The sequence below is a fragment of the Burkholderiales bacterium genome, assembly GCA_036262035.1.
In the GTDB taxonomy this organism is placed as follows: domain Bacteria; phylum Pseudomonadota; class Gammaproteobacteria; order Burkholderiales; family SG8-41; genus JAQGMV01.
Window position 1 is genome coordinate 59,843 of sequence record DATAJS010000011.1, and the last position, 19,220, is coordinate 79,062.

Annotated in this window: 19 protein-coding genes; 3 read left to right on the forward strand and 16 right to left on the reverse strand. The window is 66.9% G+C overall.

Annotated features, from left to right (window positions below; all coding sequences use genetic code 11):
* Positions 1 to 834: an arylamine N-acetyltransferase gene (locus tag VHP37_14110; protein HEX2827480.1), complete on the forward strand. Its 834-nt coding sequence runs from the start codon at positions 1 to 3 to the stop codon at positions 832 to 834.
* A gap of 13 nt (positions 835 to 847) precedes the next feature.
* Positions 848 to 2,020 (forward strand): beta-propeller fold lactonase family protein, encoded by a 1,173-nt coding sequence (locus VHP37_14115; protein ID HEX2827481.1) that lies wholly within the window; start codon positions 848 to 850, stop codon positions 2,018 to 2,020.
* A gap of 50 nt (positions 2,021 to 2,070) precedes the next feature.
* On the opposite strand, the gene VHP37_14120 is transcribed toward VHP37_14115, so the two are convergent.
* Complete coding sequence (locus VHP37_14120; GenBank protein HEX2827482.1) at positions 2,071 to 3,063, reverse strand: tripartite tricarboxylate transporter substrate binding protein; 993 nt, start codon at positions 3,061 to 3,063, stop codon at positions 2,071 to 2,073.
* A gap of 84 nt (positions 3,064 to 3,147) precedes the next feature.
* Between VHP37_14120 and VHP37_14125 the strand changes: the two genes are divergently transcribed.
* Positions 3,148 to 4,551: a bifunctional enoyl-CoA hydratase/phosphate acetyltransferase gene (locus VHP37_14125; protein HEX2827483.1), complete on the forward strand. Its 1,404-nt coding sequence runs from the start codon at positions 3,148 to 3,150 to the stop codon at positions 4,549 to 4,551.
* On the opposite strand, the gene VHP37_14130 is transcribed toward VHP37_14125, so the two are convergent.
* The 15 genes from VHP37_14130 to VHP37_14200 all read right to left on the reverse strand — a co-directional run bounded on the left by VHP37_14130 (position 4,552) and on the right by VHP37_14200 (position 19,166).
* Entirely contained in the window at positions 4,552 to 5,520 is a 969-nt protein-coding gene (locus VHP37_14130; GenBank protein ID HEX2827484.1) for a tripartite tricarboxylate transporter substrate binding protein, read from the reverse strand.
* A gap of 241 nt (positions 5,521 to 5,761) precedes the next feature.
* Positions 5,762 to 6,670 (reverse strand): SMP-30/gluconolactonase/LRE family protein, encoded by a 909-nt coding sequence (locus VHP37_14135; protein ID HEX2827485.1) that lies wholly within the window; start codon positions 6,668 to 6,670, stop codon positions 5,762 to 5,764.
* 59 nt (positions 6,671 to 6,729) lie between these two features.
* Positions 6,730 to 7,917 (reverse strand): thiolase family protein, encoded by a 1,188-nt coding sequence (locus VHP37_14140; GenBank protein ID HEX2827486.1) that lies wholly within the window; start codon positions 7,915 to 7,917, stop codon positions 6,730 to 6,732.
* Positions 7,914 to 8,339: an OB-fold domain-containing protein gene (locus VHP37_14145; protein ID HEX2827487.1), complete on the reverse strand. Its 426-nt coding sequence runs from the start codon at positions 8,337 to 8,339 to the stop codon at positions 7,914 to 7,916. The genes VHP37_14140 and VHP37_14145 overlap by 4 nt, the downstream gene beginning before the upstream one ends.
* Positions 8,336 to 8,881 carry a hypothetical protein gene (locus VHP37_14150; GenBank protein HEX2827488.1) on the reverse strand — a complete coding sequence of 182 codons (546 nt, stop codon included), beginning with the start codon at positions 8,879 to 8,881 and terminating at the stop codon, positions 8,336 to 8,338. The genes VHP37_14145 and VHP37_14150 overlap by 4 nt, the downstream gene beginning before the upstream one ends.
* A gap of 61 nt (positions 8,882 to 8,942) precedes the next feature.
* Positions 8,943 to 10,166, reverse strand: coding sequence for a CoA transferase (locus VHP37_14155; protein HEX2827489.1), 1,224 nt, complete (start codon positions 10,164 to 10,166; stop codon positions 8,943 to 8,945).
* Between the two features lie 119 nt (positions 10,167 to 10,285).
* On the reverse strand, positions 10,286 to 11,050 hold the full coding sequence (locus VHP37_14160) for an enoyl-CoA hydratase/isomerase family protein (GenBank protein ID HEX2827490.1): 765 nt from the start codon (positions 11,048 to 11,050) through the stop codon (positions 10,286 to 10,288).
* A gap of 54 nt (positions 11,051 to 11,104) precedes the next feature.
* A complete protein-coding gene (locus VHP37_14165; GenBank protein ID HEX2827491.1) occupies positions 11,105 to 11,836 on the reverse strand; it encodes an enoyl-CoA hydratase/isomerase family protein in 732 nt (243 codons plus the stop codon).
* Positions 11,833 to 13,446: an FAD-dependent oxidoreductase gene (locus tag VHP37_14170; GenBank protein HEX2827492.1), complete on the reverse strand. Its 1,614-nt coding sequence runs from the start codon at positions 13,444 to 13,446 to the stop codon at positions 11,833 to 11,835. Before VHP37_14170 ends, VHP37_14165 begins: the two co-directional genes overlap by 4 nt.
* On the reverse strand, positions 13,443 to 14,660 hold the full coding sequence (locus VHP37_14175) for a CoA transferase (GenBank protein ID HEX2827493.1): 1,218 nt from the start codon (positions 14,658 to 14,660) through the stop codon (positions 13,443 to 13,445). Before VHP37_14175 ends, VHP37_14170 begins: the two co-directional genes overlap by 4 nt.
* A gap of 106 nt (positions 14,661 to 14,766) precedes the next feature.
* Complete coding sequence (locus VHP37_14180; GenBank protein ID HEX2827494.1) at positions 14,767 to 15,714, reverse strand: tripartite tricarboxylate transporter substrate-binding protein; 948 nt, start codon at positions 15,712 to 15,714, stop codon at positions 14,767 to 14,769.
* Positions 15,715 to 15,827: 113 nt separating this feature from the next.
* Positions 15,828 to 16,811: a tripartite tricarboxylate transporter substrate binding protein gene (locus VHP37_14185; protein HEX2827495.1), complete on the reverse strand. Its 984-nt coding sequence runs from the start codon at positions 16,809 to 16,811 to the stop codon at positions 15,828 to 15,830.
* A 19-nt stretch (positions 16,812 to 16,830) separates the two neighbouring features.
* Entirely contained in the window at positions 16,831 to 17,244 is a 414-nt protein-coding gene (locus tag VHP37_14190; GenBank protein HEX2827496.1) for a Zn-ribbon domain-containing OB-fold protein, read from the reverse strand.
* Positions 17,244 to 18,389, reverse strand: a complete 1,146-nt coding sequence (locus VHP37_14195; protein ID HEX2827497.1) for a thiolase family protein — start codon at positions 18,387 to 18,389, stop codon at positions 17,244 to 17,246. The genes VHP37_14190 and VHP37_14195 overlap by 1 nt, the downstream gene beginning before the upstream one ends.
* The gene (locus VHP37_14200) at positions 18,390 to 19,166 is read right to left on the reverse strand and encodes an enoyl-CoA hydratase-related protein (GenBank protein ID HEX2827498.1); all 777 of its coding nucleotides are present in this window, start codon (positions 19,164 to 19,166) and stop codon (positions 18,390 to 18,392) included. It lies immediately after the preceding gene.
* Between the last annotated feature and the right edge of the window lie 54 nt (positions 19,167 to 19,220).

The window sequence follows — 19,220 nt, forward strand, 5'->3', positions numbered from 1 at the left end:
ATGGCTGAAGGTTTTCTCGATCTGTACTTCGAGCGCATCGGGTACGGCGGGTCCGCGGCGGTCAACCTGCAGACGCTGCGCGATCTGCACCTGCTGCACTTGCAGAGTATTCCGTACGAGAACCTCGATGTGTTCTGCCATCAGGGCGTCAGGCTCGACCCGGAGGCGCTGACCCGGAAGATTCTGCTGCGCAGGCGCGGCGGTTATTGTTTCGAGCAGAACGGTTTGTTCGCCGCCGCGCTCGCGGCGCTGGGTTTCAGAAGTCACGCCAACCTGGCGCGCGTCCACCGCAATCGCCCGCAGCCCGGCGGCCGCACCCATCACATCAACCTGGTGGAGCTCGACGGGCACACCTGGGTTTGCGACGTCGGCTTCGGCGGCTCGGGCTTCAGGGAGCCGCTCAGGCTCGAAGCGGACGTCGAAGTCGAGCAACTGGGCGAGACTTACCGCTTGCATGAGAGCGCCGAGCACGGCTTCTATCTGCAGAAAAGAATGGACGGCGCGTGGCAGCCGTTCTATACGTTCAAGGTCGACCCGGCGCTGCCGATCGACCTGGCGATGTCGAATTTCTATACGTCGAACAGCGACGACCACGTCTTCCGCGGTGCGATACTCGGGACGCGGCTGACGCCTCGCGGACGCGTCACGCTGAGCGACCATACCTTCAAGATCTTCGATCTGCTCGAAGGCACGATCACAAAGAACGTCGTCACCGATTTCGCGGCCTACATCGATCGTCTGCGGGAGCACCTGGGCGTCGAGCTGAACGACGCCGAGACGGGCTTATTGAAAAATCGCTTCGCGGTCCTGAAGCCGCCGGGCACGAACGAATGATCCGGAGTGTGATATGAGCAAGACAACGATCCTGTACAGCTGCGTCGACGAAGAGATCACGCGTTACGAAGTCGACGTCGAAGGGGCGACCCTCACCAGACGCGAGACGGTCAAGGCGCCGTCGTTCGTGCAGTACGCGTGGCCTCATCCGTCGAAGCGCTGGCTGTACGTCACGACCAGCAATCGGGGTCCGGGCCTGCCCGCGGACCACAATCACATGAGCGCGTGGGCGATCGATTCTTCGACGGGCGCGCTGTCGCCGCACGGCGAGCCGGTGAAGCTGGTGCAGCGCGCGACGCACATGTGCGTGCACCCGTCGGGCGAGTACACGCTCAACGCGCACAACATTCCCAGTCCGCGCGTCAGCGTGCATCGGCTCAACGCCGACGGCACCATCGGCGAGCTCGTCGAGCAGCCGATCGGCCTGGACGCCGGCATCTATCCTCACCAGAACATGGTCGCGCCGTCAGGCCGCACCGCGGTGGTCGTCGACCGCGGCAACGCCGCGCACGGCGGCAAGGCGGAAGATCCGGGCGCGTTACGGACGTTCGCGTTCGACGCCGGGGTGCTCAGCGGAAGGCAGGTCGTCGCGCCCGAAGGCGGCTACGGCTTCGGGCCGCGCCACATCGACTTCCATCCGTCGAAAGAGTGGATGTACGTAGCCGACGAGAAGAGAAGCCGCCTCTACCTGTTCCGCATGCCGGGCGACACGCTCGAAGACAAGCCCGCGTACACCTGCGACACGCTCGCCGACCGCGCGAACGAAAAACCGCGCCAGCTCGGCGGCACCATCCACGTGCATCCGAACGGCCGCACGGTGTACATGGCGAACCGCGCGGACTACAAGGTCGATCACGAAGGCCGCAAGGTGTTCGGCGGCGGCGAGAACAGCATCGCGGTGTTCGCTATCGATCCGGTGACCGGTGAGCCGAAGGCCATCCAGCACGCCGACACGCATTCGTACCACGTCCGCACGTTCGCGCTCGACCCGACAGGCAAGCTCATGGTCGCCGCGAGCATCAAACCGATGGACGTGCGCGAAGGCTCCGGTGTTTCACACGTCGCCGCGGCGCTGTCGGTCTTCCGCGTGCGCGACGACGGCACGCTCGACTACGTGCGCAAGTACGACGTCGACACGAGCGCCGGCAGGACGCAGTACTGGATGGGGATCGTCGGCCTCGATTAATGGGGCCAGGTCCACATTTCAGCCTGAAATGTGGACCTGGCCCCGATTACTCAATGCAGCGTCAGCGCCGCTTCCTTCACGAGCTTGCGCCACTTGGCGATCTCGTTCCTGATGTGCGCGTTGAACTGCTCGGGCGTGCTGCCGACGGGCGTCGAGCCTTCCGCCGCGAAGCGTTGCGCGGTCTCGGGTGATTTGACCCCTTCGGCGATCGCGACCGACAGCTTGCTGACGATGGCACGCGGCACTTTCGCCGACGTGATGATCCCGTACCACTGGTCGACTTCGTAGCCGGGAACGCCCGATTCGGCGATCGTCGGCAGCTCGGGCGCGACCGGAGAACGCTTGCTGTCGGTGATGCCGAGCGGCCGCAGGCGGCCCGCCTTGTAATGCGCGCGCGAGCTCAGCAGCGTGCCGAAGCCGACCTGGATATTGCCGGCGAGCGCGTCGGAGATCACCGCGGCGCCGCCCTTGTACGGCACGTGGACCATCTTCACGCGCGCGAGGTGATTGAACAGCTCTCCCGAGAAATGCTGGAGGCCGCCGGTGCCGGACGAGCCGAAGTTGAGCTTGCCCGGATTCGACTTCGCGTACGCGATGAGCTCCTGCACCGATTTCGCCGGGACCGAAGGGTTGACGTACATCACGTAGAACAGCGACGTCGCCTGCGAGATCGCCTGCAGGTCGCGCGTGAGGTCGTAAGGCAGCTTCGAGTTGGTCGCCGAATTCACCGCGTGCGAAGCCGAGATGAGGCAGAGCGTGTAGCCGTCGGGCGGCGCATTCGCAGTCAGCTCGACCCCGATCGCCCCGGCCGCGCCCGGACGGTTGTCGACGATGAACTGCTGGCCCCAGCGCTCGGTCAGCTTCTGCGCGATCGCCCGCGCGGTGATGTCGGTGCCGGCGCCGGCCACGAACGGCGCGATGAGCCGCACCGGCTTGGTCGGGTACTTGTCCGCCTCGCCGGATGCGGAGAGCGCGGTTGCCGGAGCCGCGCACGCCATGCACGCGGCCACCATCAGGGTGCTGAGACTGCGATTCGACTTCATTCCTCGTTCTCCTCGTCGGTTTTTTGGGAGATAGTAGCCGGTGAGGCGGTCGAAGTCACATATTCAGAGTGCGAAAGGATCGGCATGGAGCACATCGAGAACCGCACCTTCGACGAGATCAAGGTCGGCGATACCGCGACCCTGGTGCGCACGCTCACCGAGCAGGACATCAAGCTCTTCGCGGTCATGTCCGGCGACATCAATCCCGCGCACGTCGATCCCGACTATGCGATGAGCAGCCGTTTTCGCGAGGTGATCGGCCACGGCATGTGGAGCGGCGCGCTGATCTCGACGGTGCTCGGCACCGAATTTCCCGGCCCCGGCACCATCTATCTCGGACAGAACCTGCGCTTTCGCCGCCCGGTGAAAGTGGGCGACACCATCACCATCAAGGTGACCGCGAAGGAGAAGGGCGAGAAGGGCCGGCTGGTGCTCGACACCGAGTGCGTGAACCAGGACGGCGAAGTCGTGGTCACCGGGAGCGCCGACGTGATCGCGCCGCAGGAGAAGGTGCGCCGGCCGCGCGTCGATCTGCCCGGCGTGCGCTTCGACGACCGCAACGAGCGCTTCCGTGAAGTCATGGGCCGGGTGCGGGTGCGCAACTACGCCGCCGTCGACACCGCGATCGTCTATCCGGCGGACGCCGATTCGCTGGCGAGCATCGCGGCCGCGGCGCAGGAGGGCGCCATCGCGCCCACGCTCGTCGGCAACGAGCGCGTGATCCGCGAGGCGGCCGAAGCGGGCGGTGTCGACATCTCCGGTTTTCCCATCGTGCCGGCCGCCACGCCGCGCGTAGCGGTCGAAGAGGCGATCGGTCTCGCGCGCGAAGGCCGGGCCGAAGCGATCATGAAGTGCGGCATCTCGACCGAGGCGATGATCGGGCAGGTCGTCTCGGCCGACCGGGGGCTGCGCACCGATCGCCGCATGAGCCACGTCTACACGATGGACGTGCCGACCTACCCCAAGCCCCTCTTCATCACCGACTCGATGATCAACATCGCGCCGGGCTTATCCGAGAAGCGCGACATCTGCCAGAACGCGATCGATTTCGCGCGAGCGCTCGGCATACCCGCGCCCAAGGTGGCGCTGCTCGCCGCGGTCGATACGATCAATCCCAAGATGTCCGCGACGATCGAAGCGGCGACGCTGTGCAAGATGGCCGAGCGCGGCCAGATCACCGGCGGCATTCTCGAAGGTCCGCTGACGTTCGACGACGCGGTGTCGCTGAAAGCCGCCGCGAACATCGGCATCCGCTCGGCGGTGGCGGGTCAGGCCGACATTCTCGTCGCGCCCGATCTCGAAGCCGGCAACATGATCGCCAAGCAGCTCGAATATCTCGCCGACGCGCTGTCGGCGGGGATCGTGCTCGGGGCGCGCGTGCCGATCGCCCTCACCGGCAAGGGCGACGACCGGCACACCTGGGTGGCGTCGGCGGTGCTGGTCCAGGTGGCCGCGCACCTCTATCGCCGCTCGGCGGCCGAGATGTAGTCACTGCTGCGCGATCTTCGCCTCTCGCACCACCGCGGCCCACTTCGCTCTTTCCGCAGCGAAGTATTGCTTGAACGCTTCGGACGTCGTCGGCGTGGCGTGCAGTCCCTGCGCCTTGTAGAGCTGCAACACCTGCGGCGACTTGAGCGCTTTGACGGCCGCCGCATGGACCTTGCCGACGACCGGGTGCGGCGTCCCGGTCGGCGCGAAGAGGCCGTACCACGCGGCATACTCGAAATCCGCGACGCCTTCTTCGGCGATCGTCGGCACGTCGGGCAGCAGCTCGGCGCGCGTCAACGTGGTCACGCCGTACGCGCGCAGCCGGCCTGCTTTCACGTGCGGCAGCGCCGAGGCGAAGGTCGACATGTACACCGTGATCTCTCCGGAGAGCAGCGCGGTGAGCGCCGGCCCCGTGCCCTTGAACGGCACGTGCAGCATCCGCGTGTGGGTCTTCTGCGTCAGCAGCGTCGTGGCGAGATGCGACCCGGTGCCGACGCCTGCGCTGCCGAACGTGAACTTGCCGGGCTGCGCGCGCACGAACGCGAGCAGCTCGTTCAGGTTCTTCGGCGGCAGCAACGGCAGCGAGACGAGGATGCTCGGCTGGTCGGATACGCGCGTGATCGGGATGAGATCGCGCTGCGCGTCGAACGGCAGCTCCTTGTACACCGAGGGATTGATCGTGAGGCTGATCGTGCCGAGCAGCAGCGTGTAACCGTCGGGCGCGGCTTTCGCCGCGAGCGCGGAGCCGAGCGCGCTGCCGGCGCCGGGCCGGTTGTCGATCACGAGGGTCTGCCCGAGCGACGCCCCGATCGGCTCGGCGATGATGCGGGCGTTGATGTCGCTGCCTCCGCCGGGCGCGAACGGCACGATGAGACGGATCGGACGTTCGGGATAGGCGCCGGCGAGGAGGGTGCCGGCCGTCAGCGAGCAGAGTAGTGCGGCGAGGGACGCGCGAACGATTCGGAGCATGGCTTCCTCCTCGTCATCACTGCGACCTTCCTTTCCGGCCGCCCTCTTTGCAGAGGTTCGGGGAAGCCAATATACGCCGCGCGTGCGGGGGCGTCACGGATACAGGTCGCGCTCGGACAAGGCCGGCGACCACGCCGGGTCCCCGGTCCGCTGCGCGCGCCCGCGCGCGCTGAACATGGGGCCATAAACGGGATCAGAGCCAGATTACCCCGACGTAATGTGACTCTGACCCGGATTTTGCCTAAGGGTACATGGCCCAGCCCACGCGGTCGGTCTGCGCCCTGAAGAAGTGGCCGTTGGTGCTGGTGACGAACACCGTGGTCATGTCGCGGCCGCCGAAGCAGACGTTGGTGGGGCGGGGGGCGGGCACGGGATGCGTCTCGAGCACGCGGCCCGAAGGCGAGAAGACGTAGAGCATCGGGCCCGAGCCCGCGACGTAGTAACCCGCGGTCGCGATGATGTTGCCTTCGGCGTCCAGGCACATGCCGTCGATGCCGCGGTGCACGCCTTTGGCGTCCTCGCCCCAGGTGAAGAGCGCTTCGTAGGGACCGAGGCTGCCGTCTTCCTTGATCGGATACGCACGCAGCTGGCGCGGGATGCCGCGCGCCGAGCCGCTCTCGGCGACGTACAGCGTCTTCTGGTCCGCCGAGATCAGGATGCCGTTCGGCTGCGTGGTGTCGAACGTCACGCGCGTGACCTTGTACTTGCCGCCGTCGGGTGAAGGATCGGCGCGCAGCACCGAGCGATGGTCGAGCTCCTCGACCTCGGTCTTGTCCCAGTTGCCTTCGTTCACCGGGTTGGTGAACCAGATGCGGCCCTTGCGATCGATCGCGAGGTCGTTCGGCGTCGAGAGCTTCTTGCCGTCGAGGCGATCGGCGACCACGACGTTCTCGCCGTTGGGATCGAAGCGCACGATCGACCGTCCGCCCGAGCAGCAGCCGAAGAGGCGGCCATTCTCGTCGTAACAGAGGCCGTTGGTGCGGTTGGTGCCGGTGCGCCACTCGGTGATCGCGTCGGTGCCGAGGTCGTAGCGCAGGATGCGGTTCCAGCGGATCTGCGTGAACAGGATGCACTCGCCGTCCCACACCGGGCCTTCGGTGATGTTGAGCTCGGTCTCGGGTTTGAGCAGCAGCTCGAATTTCCAGGCCATCGTTTTCCTTTCGGTCCGCCACGGGATCGCGTCGGCACCTGAGTGCCTCGCGATGACCGTCAGTAAGGTTCGTTGACGAAGATGAATGTCGTGCCGGTGACGATCGGGGCGCTGGCGCCGACGAAGGACACTTTGACGTCCTTCACCTGCCGCTCGCCCGCGCGTCCCGACGCCTGCAGCGCGCCTTCGATGATGTGCCACAGGCCGTGGATGCGCCCGGTGCTCAAGGAGCCGCCGAAGGTGTTGATCGGCAGCTCGCCGTCGAGCTCCATCCGGCCGTCCTGGATGAAGTCGAGCGCTTCGCCTTCCTTGCAGAAGCCGTACGATTCCAGCCCGTACAGCACCGAAGCCGAGAAGCCGTCGTAGATCTGCGCGACGTCGACGTCTTTCGGGGTGAATCCCGAGCGCTCCCACGTGAGCTTCGCCGAGCTGCTGCCGCCTTCCATGTAATTCGCGAGGCTGCCGATGCGGCCGGCGACTTCGAACTTGAGCCGCTCGCCGTAGCCGGCGAGATAGGCGGGCTTGGGCTTGAGATCGCGCGCGCGCTCGGCGGTGGTCAGCACGACCGCCACCGCGCCCTGCACCGGAATGTCGCAGTCGTACAGGCAGAACGGATACGCGACCATGCGCGACTCGAAATATTCCTCGGGCGTCAGCGGCACCTTGAAATACGAGTGCGGGTTCTTCAGCCCGTGCTTGCGCTGCGTGACCGCGAGCGTGACCATCTTGTCGCGCTTCTGGTTGTTCTTCTCGAGATAGCGCGTGTAGGCGACCGCCATGCCCTGGCCGGGACCGCCGAAGCCGTACGGCGCGGTGAACTGGAGCGCACCCGGTGCGAACTGTCCCGGCAGGTTCTGGTACGTGCCTTTCGGGTTGTGCATCGCGCGCCAGACGACCGCGTACTTGCACACGCCCGCGAGCAGCGCGTTGACCGCCTGCTGGAACGCGCCGCCGATGTTCACCGAGCCGGCCTGGATGTGCCATGACAGGTTCGGAAGCTTGAGCATCGCCATCATGCAGTTCACCGAGACGATGCTGATGCCGTCGACCTCGGCGTGGCCGGTGGCGGGAAGCTCGGGATAGGTCGTCAGGCCGTCGATGTCTTCCATCTTCAGCCCCGAGTCCGCGACGGCCGCTTTCACCGCGTCGAGGGCGTGCGCGGCGAGCGGACGATCGGCGGAGCGCGTCGCCTGGGAGAAGCCGACGCCGCTCAATGCAATTTTGCAGCGGTTTTCCCAGAGGCTCATTGCGCGGGCCTCCATTGCGGCAGCGTGAAGTCGTCGTTCAGCCGCTGGAAAGTGACTTCGACGCGCTTGCCGACTTTCGCTTCGGTGTATTCGGCGTCGAGGAGGTTGCCCGCCAGCAGCGCGCCGGGCGCGTCGTCGAGCTCGACGATGATGCTCGCGTAAGGCACCGCCGGCGCGAAGCGCTTGTCGCCGGTGTGGTACATGATGGTGTAGGCGTAGATCGAGCCTTTGCCGCTGACCGGCTCGAACTTGAGATCGGTCGACACGCAGTTCACGCACGTCGCGTACGGCGGGTGCTGGAACTGCCGGCAGCTCTGGCAGCGCTGGAGCGCAAGCCGGCCTTCCTTGGCCGCGTCCCAGAAGGGGCGGGTCCATTCGTTCGGGACCGGGATCGGCCGCGTGACCTGGGTCCAGTCGCTCATGGCTTGAGCACCTCGGCGCCTTCGGCCGGCTCGAGCTCGGTGAAGTTGGCGGTCATCGCGAGCATGCTGTAGTAGCCGATCGTGCCGGTGAGCTCGACGAGCTGCTCGCGGCCGAAGCGGTCGAGCAGCGCTTTCGCCGTCGCGTCGTCGATGCGGTGCTTGTTGATGAGCGCGCGCGTGAGGTCGATGATCTGCGCGTCTTCGGGCGGGACGCCGTTCGAGTGCCTCTCGCGGATCGCGGTGATCGTGCTCTCGGGGACTTTCTGCTTGCGCGCCTGGCCGGTCTGCGCGCCCCAGATGTACATGGCCTCGAACTCGCGCGCGACCGTCATCGCGGCGAGCACGCGCACGCGGTGGTCGAGCTTGCCTTCGAAGCGGATGTAGCCGCCGATGTCGACGAAATGTCTCGCCAGCGGCGGGCAGTGCATGAGCATCGAGAACGGGCCGTGGACGCCGCCGCGGCTCTTGACGACGGCGTCGAAGACGCCGTGATGCTCGGCGGGGACCTGCTCCTTGCTCGTAATCTTTTCGAGGCGTGCCATGTTGGTGCTCCTCCTGTGAGAAAACCGGGGTCTGACCCCGAAGAAGCCGGGGTCAGGCCCGTCAGATGGTATTGGATTCGCGGAGTGCTGCGATCTCTTGCTGGGTGAATCCGTAGTCCTTCAATACTTCGTCGGTGTGCTGCGCGTAGCGCGGCGGCATCGAGCGGATTTGCGCCGGGGTCGCGGACAAGCGATACGGCGCAGTCGGCACGGCGAACGGCGGCAGGCCCGTTGCTTTGGAATCCTCGAACTTGTGGAAGAAGCTGCGCGCTTCGAGCTGCGGGTGGTGCACGGCGCGGGCGAGCGGCAGCACTTCCATCGCCGCCACGCCGGCTTCGTTGAGGATCGCTTCCCATTCGTGCGCGGTGCGGGTGGACAGCCGTTTCTCGATCTCGGCGTCCAGCGCCTTCAGGTTCTGCGCGACCGCTTCGTCGCTGGAGAAGCGCGGATCGCGCGGAATATCGGTCGCATCGAGCGCTTTCCAGAGCTTTTCGCGGCGGGGTCCCGAGCCGGACGCGATCGCGAGGTGCCCTTCCTTGCAGCGATAGGTGTTGCTCACGTACACGCCTTTGCCCGAGCCGTTGCCGACGAGCGGCGGCGTCTCGCCCGCGGTGATCGCGCGCAGCACTTCGCCGCCCATCATGGTCATCGCGGTCTCGAGCATCGACACGTCGATCGCCTGGCCGAGTCCGGTGCGCGAGCGCTGGAAGAGCGCGATCGCGATACCGAGCGCGGCGGCATAGCCGGTGGTGTAGTCCACGATGGTCGAGCCGGTCTTGAGCGGCCCGGTCTCGGGCGTGCCGGTGATGCTCATCATCCCGCTCACCGCCTGGATCACGCCGTCGATGGCGGGGTCGCTCTTCTTCGGTCCGGTCTGGCCGTAGCCGGTGACCGAGCAGAAGACGATGCCGGGATTGATCTTCTTGAGATCCTCGTAGCCGATGCCGTAACGCGCCATCGTGCCGCCCTTCAAGTTCTCGATGACGACGTCGGCTTTGGCGGCGAGCCGCAGGAAAACGTCCCGACCTTCCGGCGTGTTGATCGCGAGCGCGATCGAGCGCTTGTTCGAGTTGTAGGCGAGAAAGTTGTGCGCCATGCGCGCCTCGTGAAAAGGCGTGCGCAGGTTGCCCGACGTGCGCGACGAATCGCCGCCTTCCGCGCCGGGGCTTTCGACGTGCACGACGTCCGCGCCGTGCATGGCGAGCTGGTACGCGGCGAACGGCGCGGCGACGACGCGCGCCACCGCGAGCACTTTGATACCGCCGAAGGCGCCGTAGAGATCCATGTCTCCTCCATCATCTGCCGCTTAGCGGCACATGGTACCTTCGTTTGGAGGCCGCAGACGAACCACGTCGCGTTTTACGGCCGCGGTCGGGAGTCGCCCGTCCGCATCGTGACCGCGGCTTACTCGCGCGGTTCGACGCCTGCGTTGCGCGCCGCGATCTGGTCCTGAATGATGTTGTTCACGCTGCGGCCGTATTCGAGCGCGACCGACCAGTCGGTGAACTGGCTGGGCACCTGGTCGAGCGCCTTCTTGCACCAGTCGAGCGCGATGCCGTCGAAGCGCGCGATATGCGCGGCGAGCGCTTTCGCCTCGTCGAGCAGCCGGTCGGCGGGTACCGCCATGTTCACCAGCCCGATGTCGACCGCTTCGGCGGCGCTCATCGTGCGCGCGGTCAGTATCGGCCACGCTGCGTGCTTGCGCAGGACGCGCACCTGCAGGGAGGCGCCCGCGATGCCCGGATAGATGCCCCAGCTGATCTGCGGCACGCCGATCCGTGCGTCTTCCGACATGATCGCGAGATCGCAGATGTTCACGAGGGTGGCGCCGCCGCCGACGGCGATGCCGTTGACCGCCGCGATGAAGATCGACGGATGGTTGCGGATGATCGTGCCCATCGTGTCGTACCACTTGTTGCGCACGTTGTCGCCGCGCACCTTCGCGCCCTTGCGCACCCATTCGTTGCGTTCCTTCAGGTCGACGCCCGCGGTGAACGCCTTGCCGCGCGCGGTGACGACGATCGCGTGGTGTTTCCCGCGGCATTCGGCTAGACGCTCCTGGAGCTGGAGCACCATCGGCGTGCTCAGCGCGTTGAGCTTCTCCGGCCGGTTGAACGTGATGACCGCATAGCCGTCGTGCCCTTCGAAGAGGATGAGGTCGTCGGACATATTATTTGCGTGCGCCACGAGATTGCTTCGTCACGGTGTTCCTCGCAATGACGCCTAGAACTTGCTAGGCGTCACTTTGTCTTTGCCGATCTGGTTCTGCACGACGGCGGTGATGACGCGCCCGTACTCGAGCGCGGCGGTCCAGTCGGAGATGTGCGACGGGATATCGTCGATCGCTTTCTTGCTCCAGTCGACCGTGACCGGGTTGAACTTGGCGACGCTCTCGGCGACCGCGTGCACTTCGTCCATCACGCGATCGGCCGGCACCGCGACGTTGACCAGACCCCAGCGCGCGGCGGTGCGTCCGTCGACCGGCCTGCCGGTGAGGATCATCCACGAGGCGTGCTTGCGCAGGATGCGCAACTGCGTCGAAGGGCCCGCGGTCTCGGCGTATCGCGCCTGCGCGATCTCCGGCAACCCGATCTGCGCGTCCTCGGCGGCGATCGCGAGGTCGCACGCGTTGATGAGCGAGACGCCTTCGCCGAGCGCCGCGCCGTTGACCGCCGCGATCATGACCGACGGATGCTTGCGTATCGCCTCGACGGTGTCGACCCAGGTTTGACCCTGGCGTGAGAAGCGGGCCAGTGCGGGATCGGCGGGCGCTTCGTCGGCGATGCCGGTGCAGAAGGTCGCGTTCGCTCCCGTGAGCACGATCGCGGCGTAGCGCCCGGCGGACTGCTTCAGGAGGTCCTGGAGCGCGAGTTGAGACGCGCGGTCGAGCACGGCGCGGCCGAGCGTGATACGGGCGTAATTGCCGCAGTCTTCCATCAGGACGTGATCGGTCATGCCGGTGTGCTCCGAGTGTGGTCTTCGGTCCACGGCCGTTCGGCCGCGGCGTTCCTTCCCGCGATGCGGCCGAAGGTGATGCCTTCGGCGAGGTTGCCGCCGCCCTGATATACGAACTGGAAAACCGATGAGATCTCGCCCGCGGTATACAGCCGGGGAATCGGCAGGTCGTCCCAGTCGAGCACCTCGCGGCGGCCGTTCGAGCGCAGGCCGCCCGTGGTGTTGGGGCCGCCGGGATAAAGGGGGATCGCATAGAACGGCGGCTTGGCGACGGGCCCCATCGTATTCGGTTCGCGCTCGAAGTCCGCGTCGTGCCCGCTCGCGCAATAGCCGTTGTAGGTCTGGACCGTGTACGCGAGCGCCGCCGGATCCATGTAGCCGCGATTGTCGGGATGCGCGCGGATCTTCGCGCCGAGCGCTTCGATCGTCGCGCCTTCGAGTATCCAGCCTTTGTCGAGCGCGGCGCGGTTGTCGTCTCCCCACTCGATGCCCATGTACTTCGCGCGCCCGACGCGCACCAGCGGGCCGGCCTCCATCAGCGTCGAGTCGAACACCATCCACGAAGGGATGCGGGGATAGGTGAGGGTGGCGGTGTCGAAGCGCAGCGCTTCCTTGTAGAAGTGATAGCGGCTCGGGTCTTTCGTGATGCGCCGCTCGCCGGCGTAGCGCCGGCCGCGGTTGTCGACCACGATCTCGTTCGGCTTGCCCACGCTCGCGGTGTTGAGCCCCACCTTGAGGCCGTGCCGACGCTCGGGGATGGCGCAGATCACGCGCCCCGCGATGCCGCCGATCTTGGCGAGCGCCGCTCCGGCTTTCATCGCCATGCGTAGGCCGTCGCCGGTGTTGGCGGGCGAGCCGTAGAACGCCCAGCCTTCGATGCCGGGGCCGTCGAGGAACGCCTTGCGCATGCGCTTGTGGTATTCGTAGCCGCCGCAGGTGAGCACCACGCCGCGCCGGGCGTAGTAGCGAATCTTTTCGTCGCCGCGCTTTGCCGTGACGCCGAGCACCGCGCCCTCGTCGTCGAGGATGAGGCTGTGCGCCGGTGTGTCGTAGTGGATGTCGACCTTGCGCGACTGCAGTCCGGTGAGCAGGCACGCGTGAAACGCTTCACCCGACTGCTTCTGCGTCTTGGGCGCGTTCTGGGTGCTCGTGTTCCACACCGCCTCGTCGCTGGAGCCGGTGTAGGTGCTCTTTACCACCGCGTAACCGGATTCGGCCGCGCCCGGAAACTCCGGGAACGCCGCGTTCGACAGGCTCACCGTCCGGAACTGCGGATCGAGGCTGCGCATGAAAGGCTCGTTGTCGGGCGCGTGCTTCGCCCAGAGCTCCGCGAGTTCGTCGGAGAGCTCGGGCTGCTCGCCTTCGAGGTTGGACGGCAGGTTCTCGCCGCTGAACATCGCCTTGGCGTAAGCCTTCAGCGCTTCGAAGCTGCCGTCACGGCGCGGGCTGTGGAAGCCGCCGCCGCTCATGCGCGTGCTCGAATAGTGAGTGTCTTCGGCCTGCTTCTCCAGCAGGATGACGTGGGCGCCGCTGTCGTGCGCCTCGATCGCCGCGCAGGCCCCGGCCGCGCCGAAGCCCACGACGACGACGTCGCAGTAGAGCTCTTTCATGACTGCATTCCGATGACGCCGTCCGCCTGCAGCCGCGCGATCTCCTCGCCGCTCAGGCCCACCGCTTCGAGGATCTCGCGCGTGTGCTCGCCGATCTGCGACGGGTAGGGCGAGCGTATCGCGCCCGGAGTCTCGCTCAGCCTGGGCACCGGCGCCACGGTCTCCATGGTGCGTCCGTCGGGGAACGCGATCGTCTGGATCGCTTCGCGCGCCTTGATCTGCTCGAGCTCGACGACTTCTCGATAGCTGTTGATCGGCGCGCAGATGAGGTCGTGCCGTTCGCACAGCTCGAGCCATTCGGCCGAGGTGCGCTCCTTCAGCACGCCTTCGATGATCTCCTTGAGCGCGCGATGGTGCTCCTGCCGCGTCGGCCGCTCCTGGAAGCGCGGGTCGGTCGCGAGCGTAGGGATGCCGAGCACCTCGCGGCACAAGGCGTTCCAGCGGTCGGTCGTGTAGGCCGCGAGCATGATGTAGCCGTCCTTCGTGCGATACGCCTCGTTGGGTGTCGCATAGGGCGCGCGGCTGCCGGTCTTCGGGGGAATCTTGCGCGAGCTCAGGTACCGCGTGAGCGACGACTTCTGGAGCACGAGGGCGCCTTCGAGCAGGCTCACGTCGACATGCTGCCCCACGCCGTGCCGCTCGCGCGCGTAGAGCGCCATCATGATGCCCTGCACCGCGAGCATGCCGCCGGTCATGTCGACGGCCGGGAACGAGATCTTGAGCGGCTCGTCGGCCGGCGAGTCGCCGTCGCGGCCGAGCACGCTCATCATTCCCGAGATCGCCTGGATGATGCCGTCCACGCCGGGCCGGTCTTTCCACGGGCCGGTCTGTCCATAGGCGCTGACCGAGCAGTAGACGATGCCCGGATTGACCTCGCGCACCGCCTCGTAGCCGAGCCCGAGGCGTGTCATCACTCCGGGGCGGAAGCTCTCCATCACCACGTCGGCGGTCGCGATCATGAGTTTGGCGAGCGCGATGCCGTCGGGATGCTTGAGGTCGATCGCGATGCCTTTCTTGTTGCGGTTGAACTCGCGCGTGCCGAGGCCGGGCGTGGTGCGCGACCAGTCGCCGGTGCGCGGCTCGACCTTGAAGATCTCCGCGCCGAAGTCGCCCAGCGTGGCCGTCGCGAGCGGCGCGGCGCCGCCCATACCGAAGCAGACCACGCGGACGCCGTCGAGCGGCATCCGGCGCGCGTCGCGAGATTGCTTCGTCACGTCGTTCCTCGCAACGACAATAGCGGAGTCATCGCGAGGCGCGAGCAAACGCGCCGTGGCGATCTCGTGGCGCACGCCATCTTTCTCATGAAACTCCTTGCATCGTTCAGCCCGGCGCGATGCCGAGCTCTTTCACCAGGTTGCGCCAGCGGGGAATCTCGTCGGCGATGAGGCGCCGGAATTCGGCCGGTGTCGTCGTGGTCGCCTGGCTGCCCTGCACCCTGAGCTTGTCGCGAATCTCGGGCGTCTTTGCAGCCTGCGCGACGGTCGCATTCAGCCTGTCGATGATACGGGCAGGCGTGCGTGCCGGCGCGACCAGGCCGTTCCACGCGTAGACCGCGAAGCCCGCATAGCCTTGTTCCGCGACCGTCGGCGTCTCGGGCAGACCTTCGGAGCGCTCGGCCCCCGTGACCGCGAGCGCGCGCAGCCGGCCGGCTTTCGCGTGCGGCCACGCGGAGACGATGCTCGATACCGCGACGTGCAGGCGGCCGGCCATCGCGTCGACGAACGCGCCGCCCATCGATTTGTACGGCACGTAGGTCGATTGCGTGCGGATGCCGGTCGCGGTGAGGAAATACATGGTGACGAGGTGGGTGCCGCTGCCGATGTTGCCCGCGCCGGCGTTGAGCATTCCCGGCTTCGCTTTCGCCAGCGCCACGAGCTCCTTCACCGACGTCACGGGCAGGCCGGGATACGAGGTCACCAGGTACGGATCGCGATTGAGCAGCGTCACGGGCGCGAAATCGTGGACCACATCCACCGGCAGGTCCTTCACCAGCGCCGGCGCGAAGGTGAAGCTCGGCACGACGAGGAGCAGGGTGTAGCCGTCGGGGTTGGCGCCCGCGACGAGCTGGAGCGCGGTAATGCTCGCGAGCCCCGAGCCCGCACGGTTGTCGACGACGAAGCGCTGGCCGAGCGCGTCGCCCATCTTCTCCGCGTACATGCGCAGCACGGTGTCGGCGGTTCCGCCGGCGAGCTGCGCGATGACGACGCGGACCGGCTTCGATGGATAGACGTTCGTGCCCTGTGCCGAAGCGGCCGATGTCGCGCACACGGTCATCGCGAGGAGCGCGAAAGCGCGACGAAGCGATCTCGTGGCGCACGATAGCGGTTTGCGAGCATCTCGGGATCGCGTCGTCGCAGCGCTCCTCGCGATGACAAGCCGGCTCAATGCAGGCTCCCGGCCATCCCGAGCTGTTCGATCAGCGCGCGCCAGCGCGGGCTCTCGCGACCGATGAGCTGCCTGAATTCCGCCGGGGTGCTGCCGACCGCTTCACCGCCGAGCGCCCTGATCTTGTCGGCGACGTCGGGGGTCTTCGCAGCCTGCGCCGCGGCCGAGCTCAGCCGGGCCGTGAGCGCCGCCGGCGTCTTCGCCGGCGCGACGAGACCGTACCACGCCGTCGCCTCGACGCCGGGCAGACCCTGCTCGGCGATCGTCGGCAGGTCGGGCCACGTCGGCGAGCGATGCGCGCTGGTGACGCCGAGCGCTCGCAGGCGGCCGGCTTTGACGTGCGGCCCGCCGCTCACGATGCTCGAGATGCCCGCGTGCATACGGCCTGCCATCAGGTCGGTGAACGCAAGGCCGGTGCCTTTGTAAGGCACGTAGACGACGTCTTCGCGGATGCGCCCTTCGTTGAGGAAGAGCATCGACACCAGATGCGTGCCGCTGCCGATGTTGCCCGAGCCCATGTTGAGATACCCGGGCTTGGACTTGGCGAGCGCGATGAAATCCTTCACCGACTTCACCGGCAGGCCGGGGTAGATCGACAGCATGTAAGGATCGTGTGAGAGCAGCGTGACCGGCGCGAAATCCTCGGTACGCACGCGCACCTCTTTCGCCAGCGCGGGCATGAAGGTAAAGCTCGGCGTGACCGCGAGCAGGGTATAACCGTCGGGATTGGCGGTCGAGACCAGCGCCTGGACACCGATGCTGGCCACACCGCTGCCGGCGCGGTTGTCGATGACGATCTGCTGTCCGAGCGTCTCGGCCATCTTCTGCCCGAAGAGACGCGCGACCGCGTCGGTCGATCCGCCGGGCGGCTGCGGGACGACCACCCGGATCGGCTTGCTCGGATAGCGATCGGCGGCATACGCCGTCGCGGCGAGCAGGCTCGCCGCGAGGCACCGTACCAGTATGGAGAGCGTGTTCAAGATCGTTCGTCCTTGCGGGCTATACGGCGCTCGGCCGGAACTTCGGGATCGAGACTTCGGGCGTGACCGCGTCGAATACGACTTCGACCGGGTCCCCGATCTTCACCGCGTCGTTGTCCACGCCGACGATGTTGCTGTACATGCGCGGCCCTTCGGCGAGCTGCACCAGCGCGACGTTGTAGGGGATGTCTTCTGCGAACGCCTTGTTGTAGAGCTGGTGGAACACGACGTACGAGAAGACCACGCCGCGTCCGGACAGCGGCTTCCATGCGAACTCGTACGAGAGGCAGTCGGGGCAGACGTGGCTGATCGGGTAGCGGATGTGGCCGCACCCGCCGCACTGCTGGAGCTGGAGCCTGCCCTGTTTGCAGCCTTCCCAGAACGGGCGGTTCTCGTCGGTGATCGCCGGCAGCGGTTTCCTGTACTCGCTCATCAGCCTTTCCTCAGGATCGTCACGTTGGAGGTATTGAGCGCGGCCCCGCGCCCGGTGACGAGGCAGACTTCGGCATCCTTCACCTGGCGCTCGCCGCATTCGCCGCGCATCTGCCGCACGCCCTCGACCAGGTGCAGCCAGCCTTCCATGTACGACTCGGAGAGGTTGCCGCCGGCGGTGTTGATCGGCAGCTCGCCGCCGAGCTGGATGCGCCCGCCTTCGACGAAGGGACCCGACTCGCCGACCTTGCAGAATCCGCCGTGCTCGAACCACAGCAGCACGCTGCTGGTGAAGTTGTCGTAGAGCTGGCAGACGTCGATGTCTTTCGGTCCGACACCCGCCATGGCGTAGGCGTCCCGGATCGCGAGCTTCTGGTGCGGCACGTACCACCAGTCCTCGCGTTCCATGTTGCGCGTCGTATACGCCTGGCCCATGCCGGAGACCAGCACGAGCGGCTGCTTCAGGTCCTTCGCGCGCTCCGCGGTGGTGACGATGTAGCACACGCCGCCGTCGGAGATGAGGCAGCAGTCGAGCAGGTGCAGCGGCTCCACGATCCAGCGCGACGCCTGGTGGTCCTCGATCGTGATCGGCGTGCGCATCACCGCGTTCGGGTTCATCGACGCGTGCTTGCGGCACGCGACCGCGATCTCGCCGAGCTGGCGGCTCGTCGTGCCGTACAGCGCCATGTGCCGCGACGCGGTGATCGCGCTGTTCGCGCACGCCGACATGAAGCCCCAGATGCCGAGCGAGTCGCCCCAGCCCGAGGCGCGGTCGAAGCGCGAGCCGCCGGTCGCCGCGGCGTCGCCGAACACGCACGCGACGTAATTCGCCATGCCCGCGTTCACTGCGAGCGCGGCCTGGTGGAGCAGCGCGCCGCACGTGCCGCCGCCCGCCTTGAGGCTGCCGGTGTAGCGCGGATCGATGCCGAGCGCCTCGCCGACACGCAGGTAGTTGTAACCCTCTTCCGGCGAAGTCGTGCCCGGGAAGGTGAGGAGCCCGTCGATCTGGTTTTTCTTCAGCCCCGAATCGTCGAGCGCGCGCTTGAACGCTTCGACGGCGAGCGAGAGGGCGGTCGACCCGGGCAGCTTGCCCTGCGGGCTCGCCCCCACGCCCACGATCGCGGTCTTGTCACGCAATGGATGCATCTACCTTCCTTTGTACTGCGGCTTGCGCTTCTCGGCGAACGCCTTGCGGCCTTCGATGCGGTCTTCGCTGTGATAGAGGAGGCCGAACACGTAGCGCTCGGAGTCGATCGCCTGGGCGAGCGGCATGTCGAGGCCGCGCTTGGCGAGCCGCTTGATCGCGCGCACCGCAAGCGGCGCGTTCGATGCGATCTTGCCGGCGATCTCGAGCGCGGCCGGCATCAGGCGCTCGCGCGGCACGACCTTGCTCACGAGCCCGGTGCGCAGCGCTTCCTGCGCGTCGATGCGCTCGGCGGTCAGCAGCATCAGCATGGCGTCCGACATCCCGATCGCGCGCGGCAGCCGCTGCGTGCCGCCCGAGCCGGGGATGCTGCCGACGCGCGCTTCCGACAGCGCGAACTGCGCGTTGTCGGAGCAGATGCGGATGTCGCACGCGAGCGCGATCTCCATCCCGCCGCCCATCGCGTAGCCGTTCACCGCCGCGATGATCGGCTTGTCCATTTCCATGTGGGCGACCGGGGAGACCGGACTGGGCCGCGAGAACGTCTCCTGGGCGAAGCTCTGGTCGGACGGCAGCGTCTTCTTGAGGTCGGCGCCGGTGCAGAAGGACTTCTCTCCCGCCCCGGTGACGATCACCACGCGCACGTCGTCGTCCTCGCGCACGCGCGCCCAGGTGCTGATCAGCTCCTCGCGCGTCTCCGGGTCGATGGCGTTCATCGCCTCGGGGCGGTTCAGCGTCACGGTCGCGACGTGGTTTTCCACGCTCACCAGGACGGTCATGGCGTCTCCTCGGGGGCCACTCGTATCCCGCAGAGTGTATGAACCGCGGCTTAG

What these genes read in the sequence shown, in the direction of transcription:
- VHP37_14110 (HEX2827480.1), top strand. Translation starts at nt 1, where the DNA reads ATGGCTGAAGGTTTTCTCGATCTGTACTTCGAGCGCATCGGGTACGGC.
- VHP37_14115 (HEX2827481.1), top strand. Translation starts at nt 848, where the DNA reads ATGAGCAAGACAACGATCCTGTACAGCTGCGTCGACGAAGAGATCACG.
- VHP37_14120 (HEX2827482.1), bottom strand. Translation starts at nt 3,063, where the DNA reads ATGAAGTCGAATCGCAGTCTCAGCACCCTGATGGTGGCCGCGTGCATG.
- VHP37_14125 (HEX2827483.1), top strand. Translation starts at nt 3,148, where the DNA reads ATGGAGCACATCGAGAACCGCACCTTCGACGAGATCAAGGTCGGCGAT.
- VHP37_14130 (HEX2827484.1), bottom strand. Translation starts at nt 5,520, where the DNA reads ATGCTCCGAATCGTTCGCGCGTCCCTCGCCGCACTACTCTGCTCGCTG.
- VHP37_14135 (HEX2827485.1), bottom strand. Translation starts at nt 6,670, where the DNA reads ATGGCCTGGAAATTCGAGCTGCTGCTCAAACCCGAGACCGAGCTCAAC.
- VHP37_14140 (HEX2827486.1), bottom strand. Translation starts at nt 7,917, where the DNA reads ATGAGCCTCTGGGAAAACCGCTGCAAAATTGCATTGAGCGGCGTCGGC.
- VHP37_14145 (HEX2827487.1), bottom strand. Translation starts at nt 8,339, where the DNA reads ATGAGCGACTGGACCCAGGTCACGCGGCCGATCCCGGTCCCGAACGAA.
- VHP37_14150 (HEX2827488.1), bottom strand. Translation starts at nt 8,881, where the DNA reads ATGGCACGCCTCGAAAAGATTACGAGCAAGGAGCAGGTCCCCGCCGAG.
- VHP37_14155 (HEX2827489.1), bottom strand. Translation starts at nt 10,166, where the DNA reads ATGGATCTCTACGGCGCCTTCGGCGGTATCAAAGTGCTCGCGGTGGCG.
- VHP37_14160 (HEX2827490.1), bottom strand. Translation starts at nt 11,050, where the DNA reads ATGTCCGACGACCTCATCCTCTTCGAAGGGCACGACGGCTATGCGGTC.
- VHP37_14165 (HEX2827491.1), bottom strand. Translation starts at nt 11,836, where the DNA reads ATGACCGATCACGTCCTGATGGAAGACTGCGGCAATTACGCCCGTATC.
- VHP37_14170 (HEX2827492.1), bottom strand. Translation starts at nt 13,446, where the DNA reads ATGAAAGAGCTCTACTGCGACGTCGTCGTCGTGGGCTTCGGCGCGGCC.
- VHP37_14190 (HEX2827496.1), bottom strand. Translation starts at nt 17,244, where the DNA reads ATGAGCGAGTACAGGAAACCGCTGCCGGCGATCACCGACGAGAACCGC.
- VHP37_14195 (HEX2827497.1), bottom strand. Translation starts at nt 18,389, where the DNA reads ATGCATCCATTGCGTGACAAGACCGCGATCGTGGGCGTGGGGGCGAGC.
- VHP37_14200 (HEX2827498.1), bottom strand. Translation starts at nt 19,166, where the DNA reads ATGACCGTCCTGGTGAGCGTGGAAAACCACGTCGCGACCGTGACGCTG.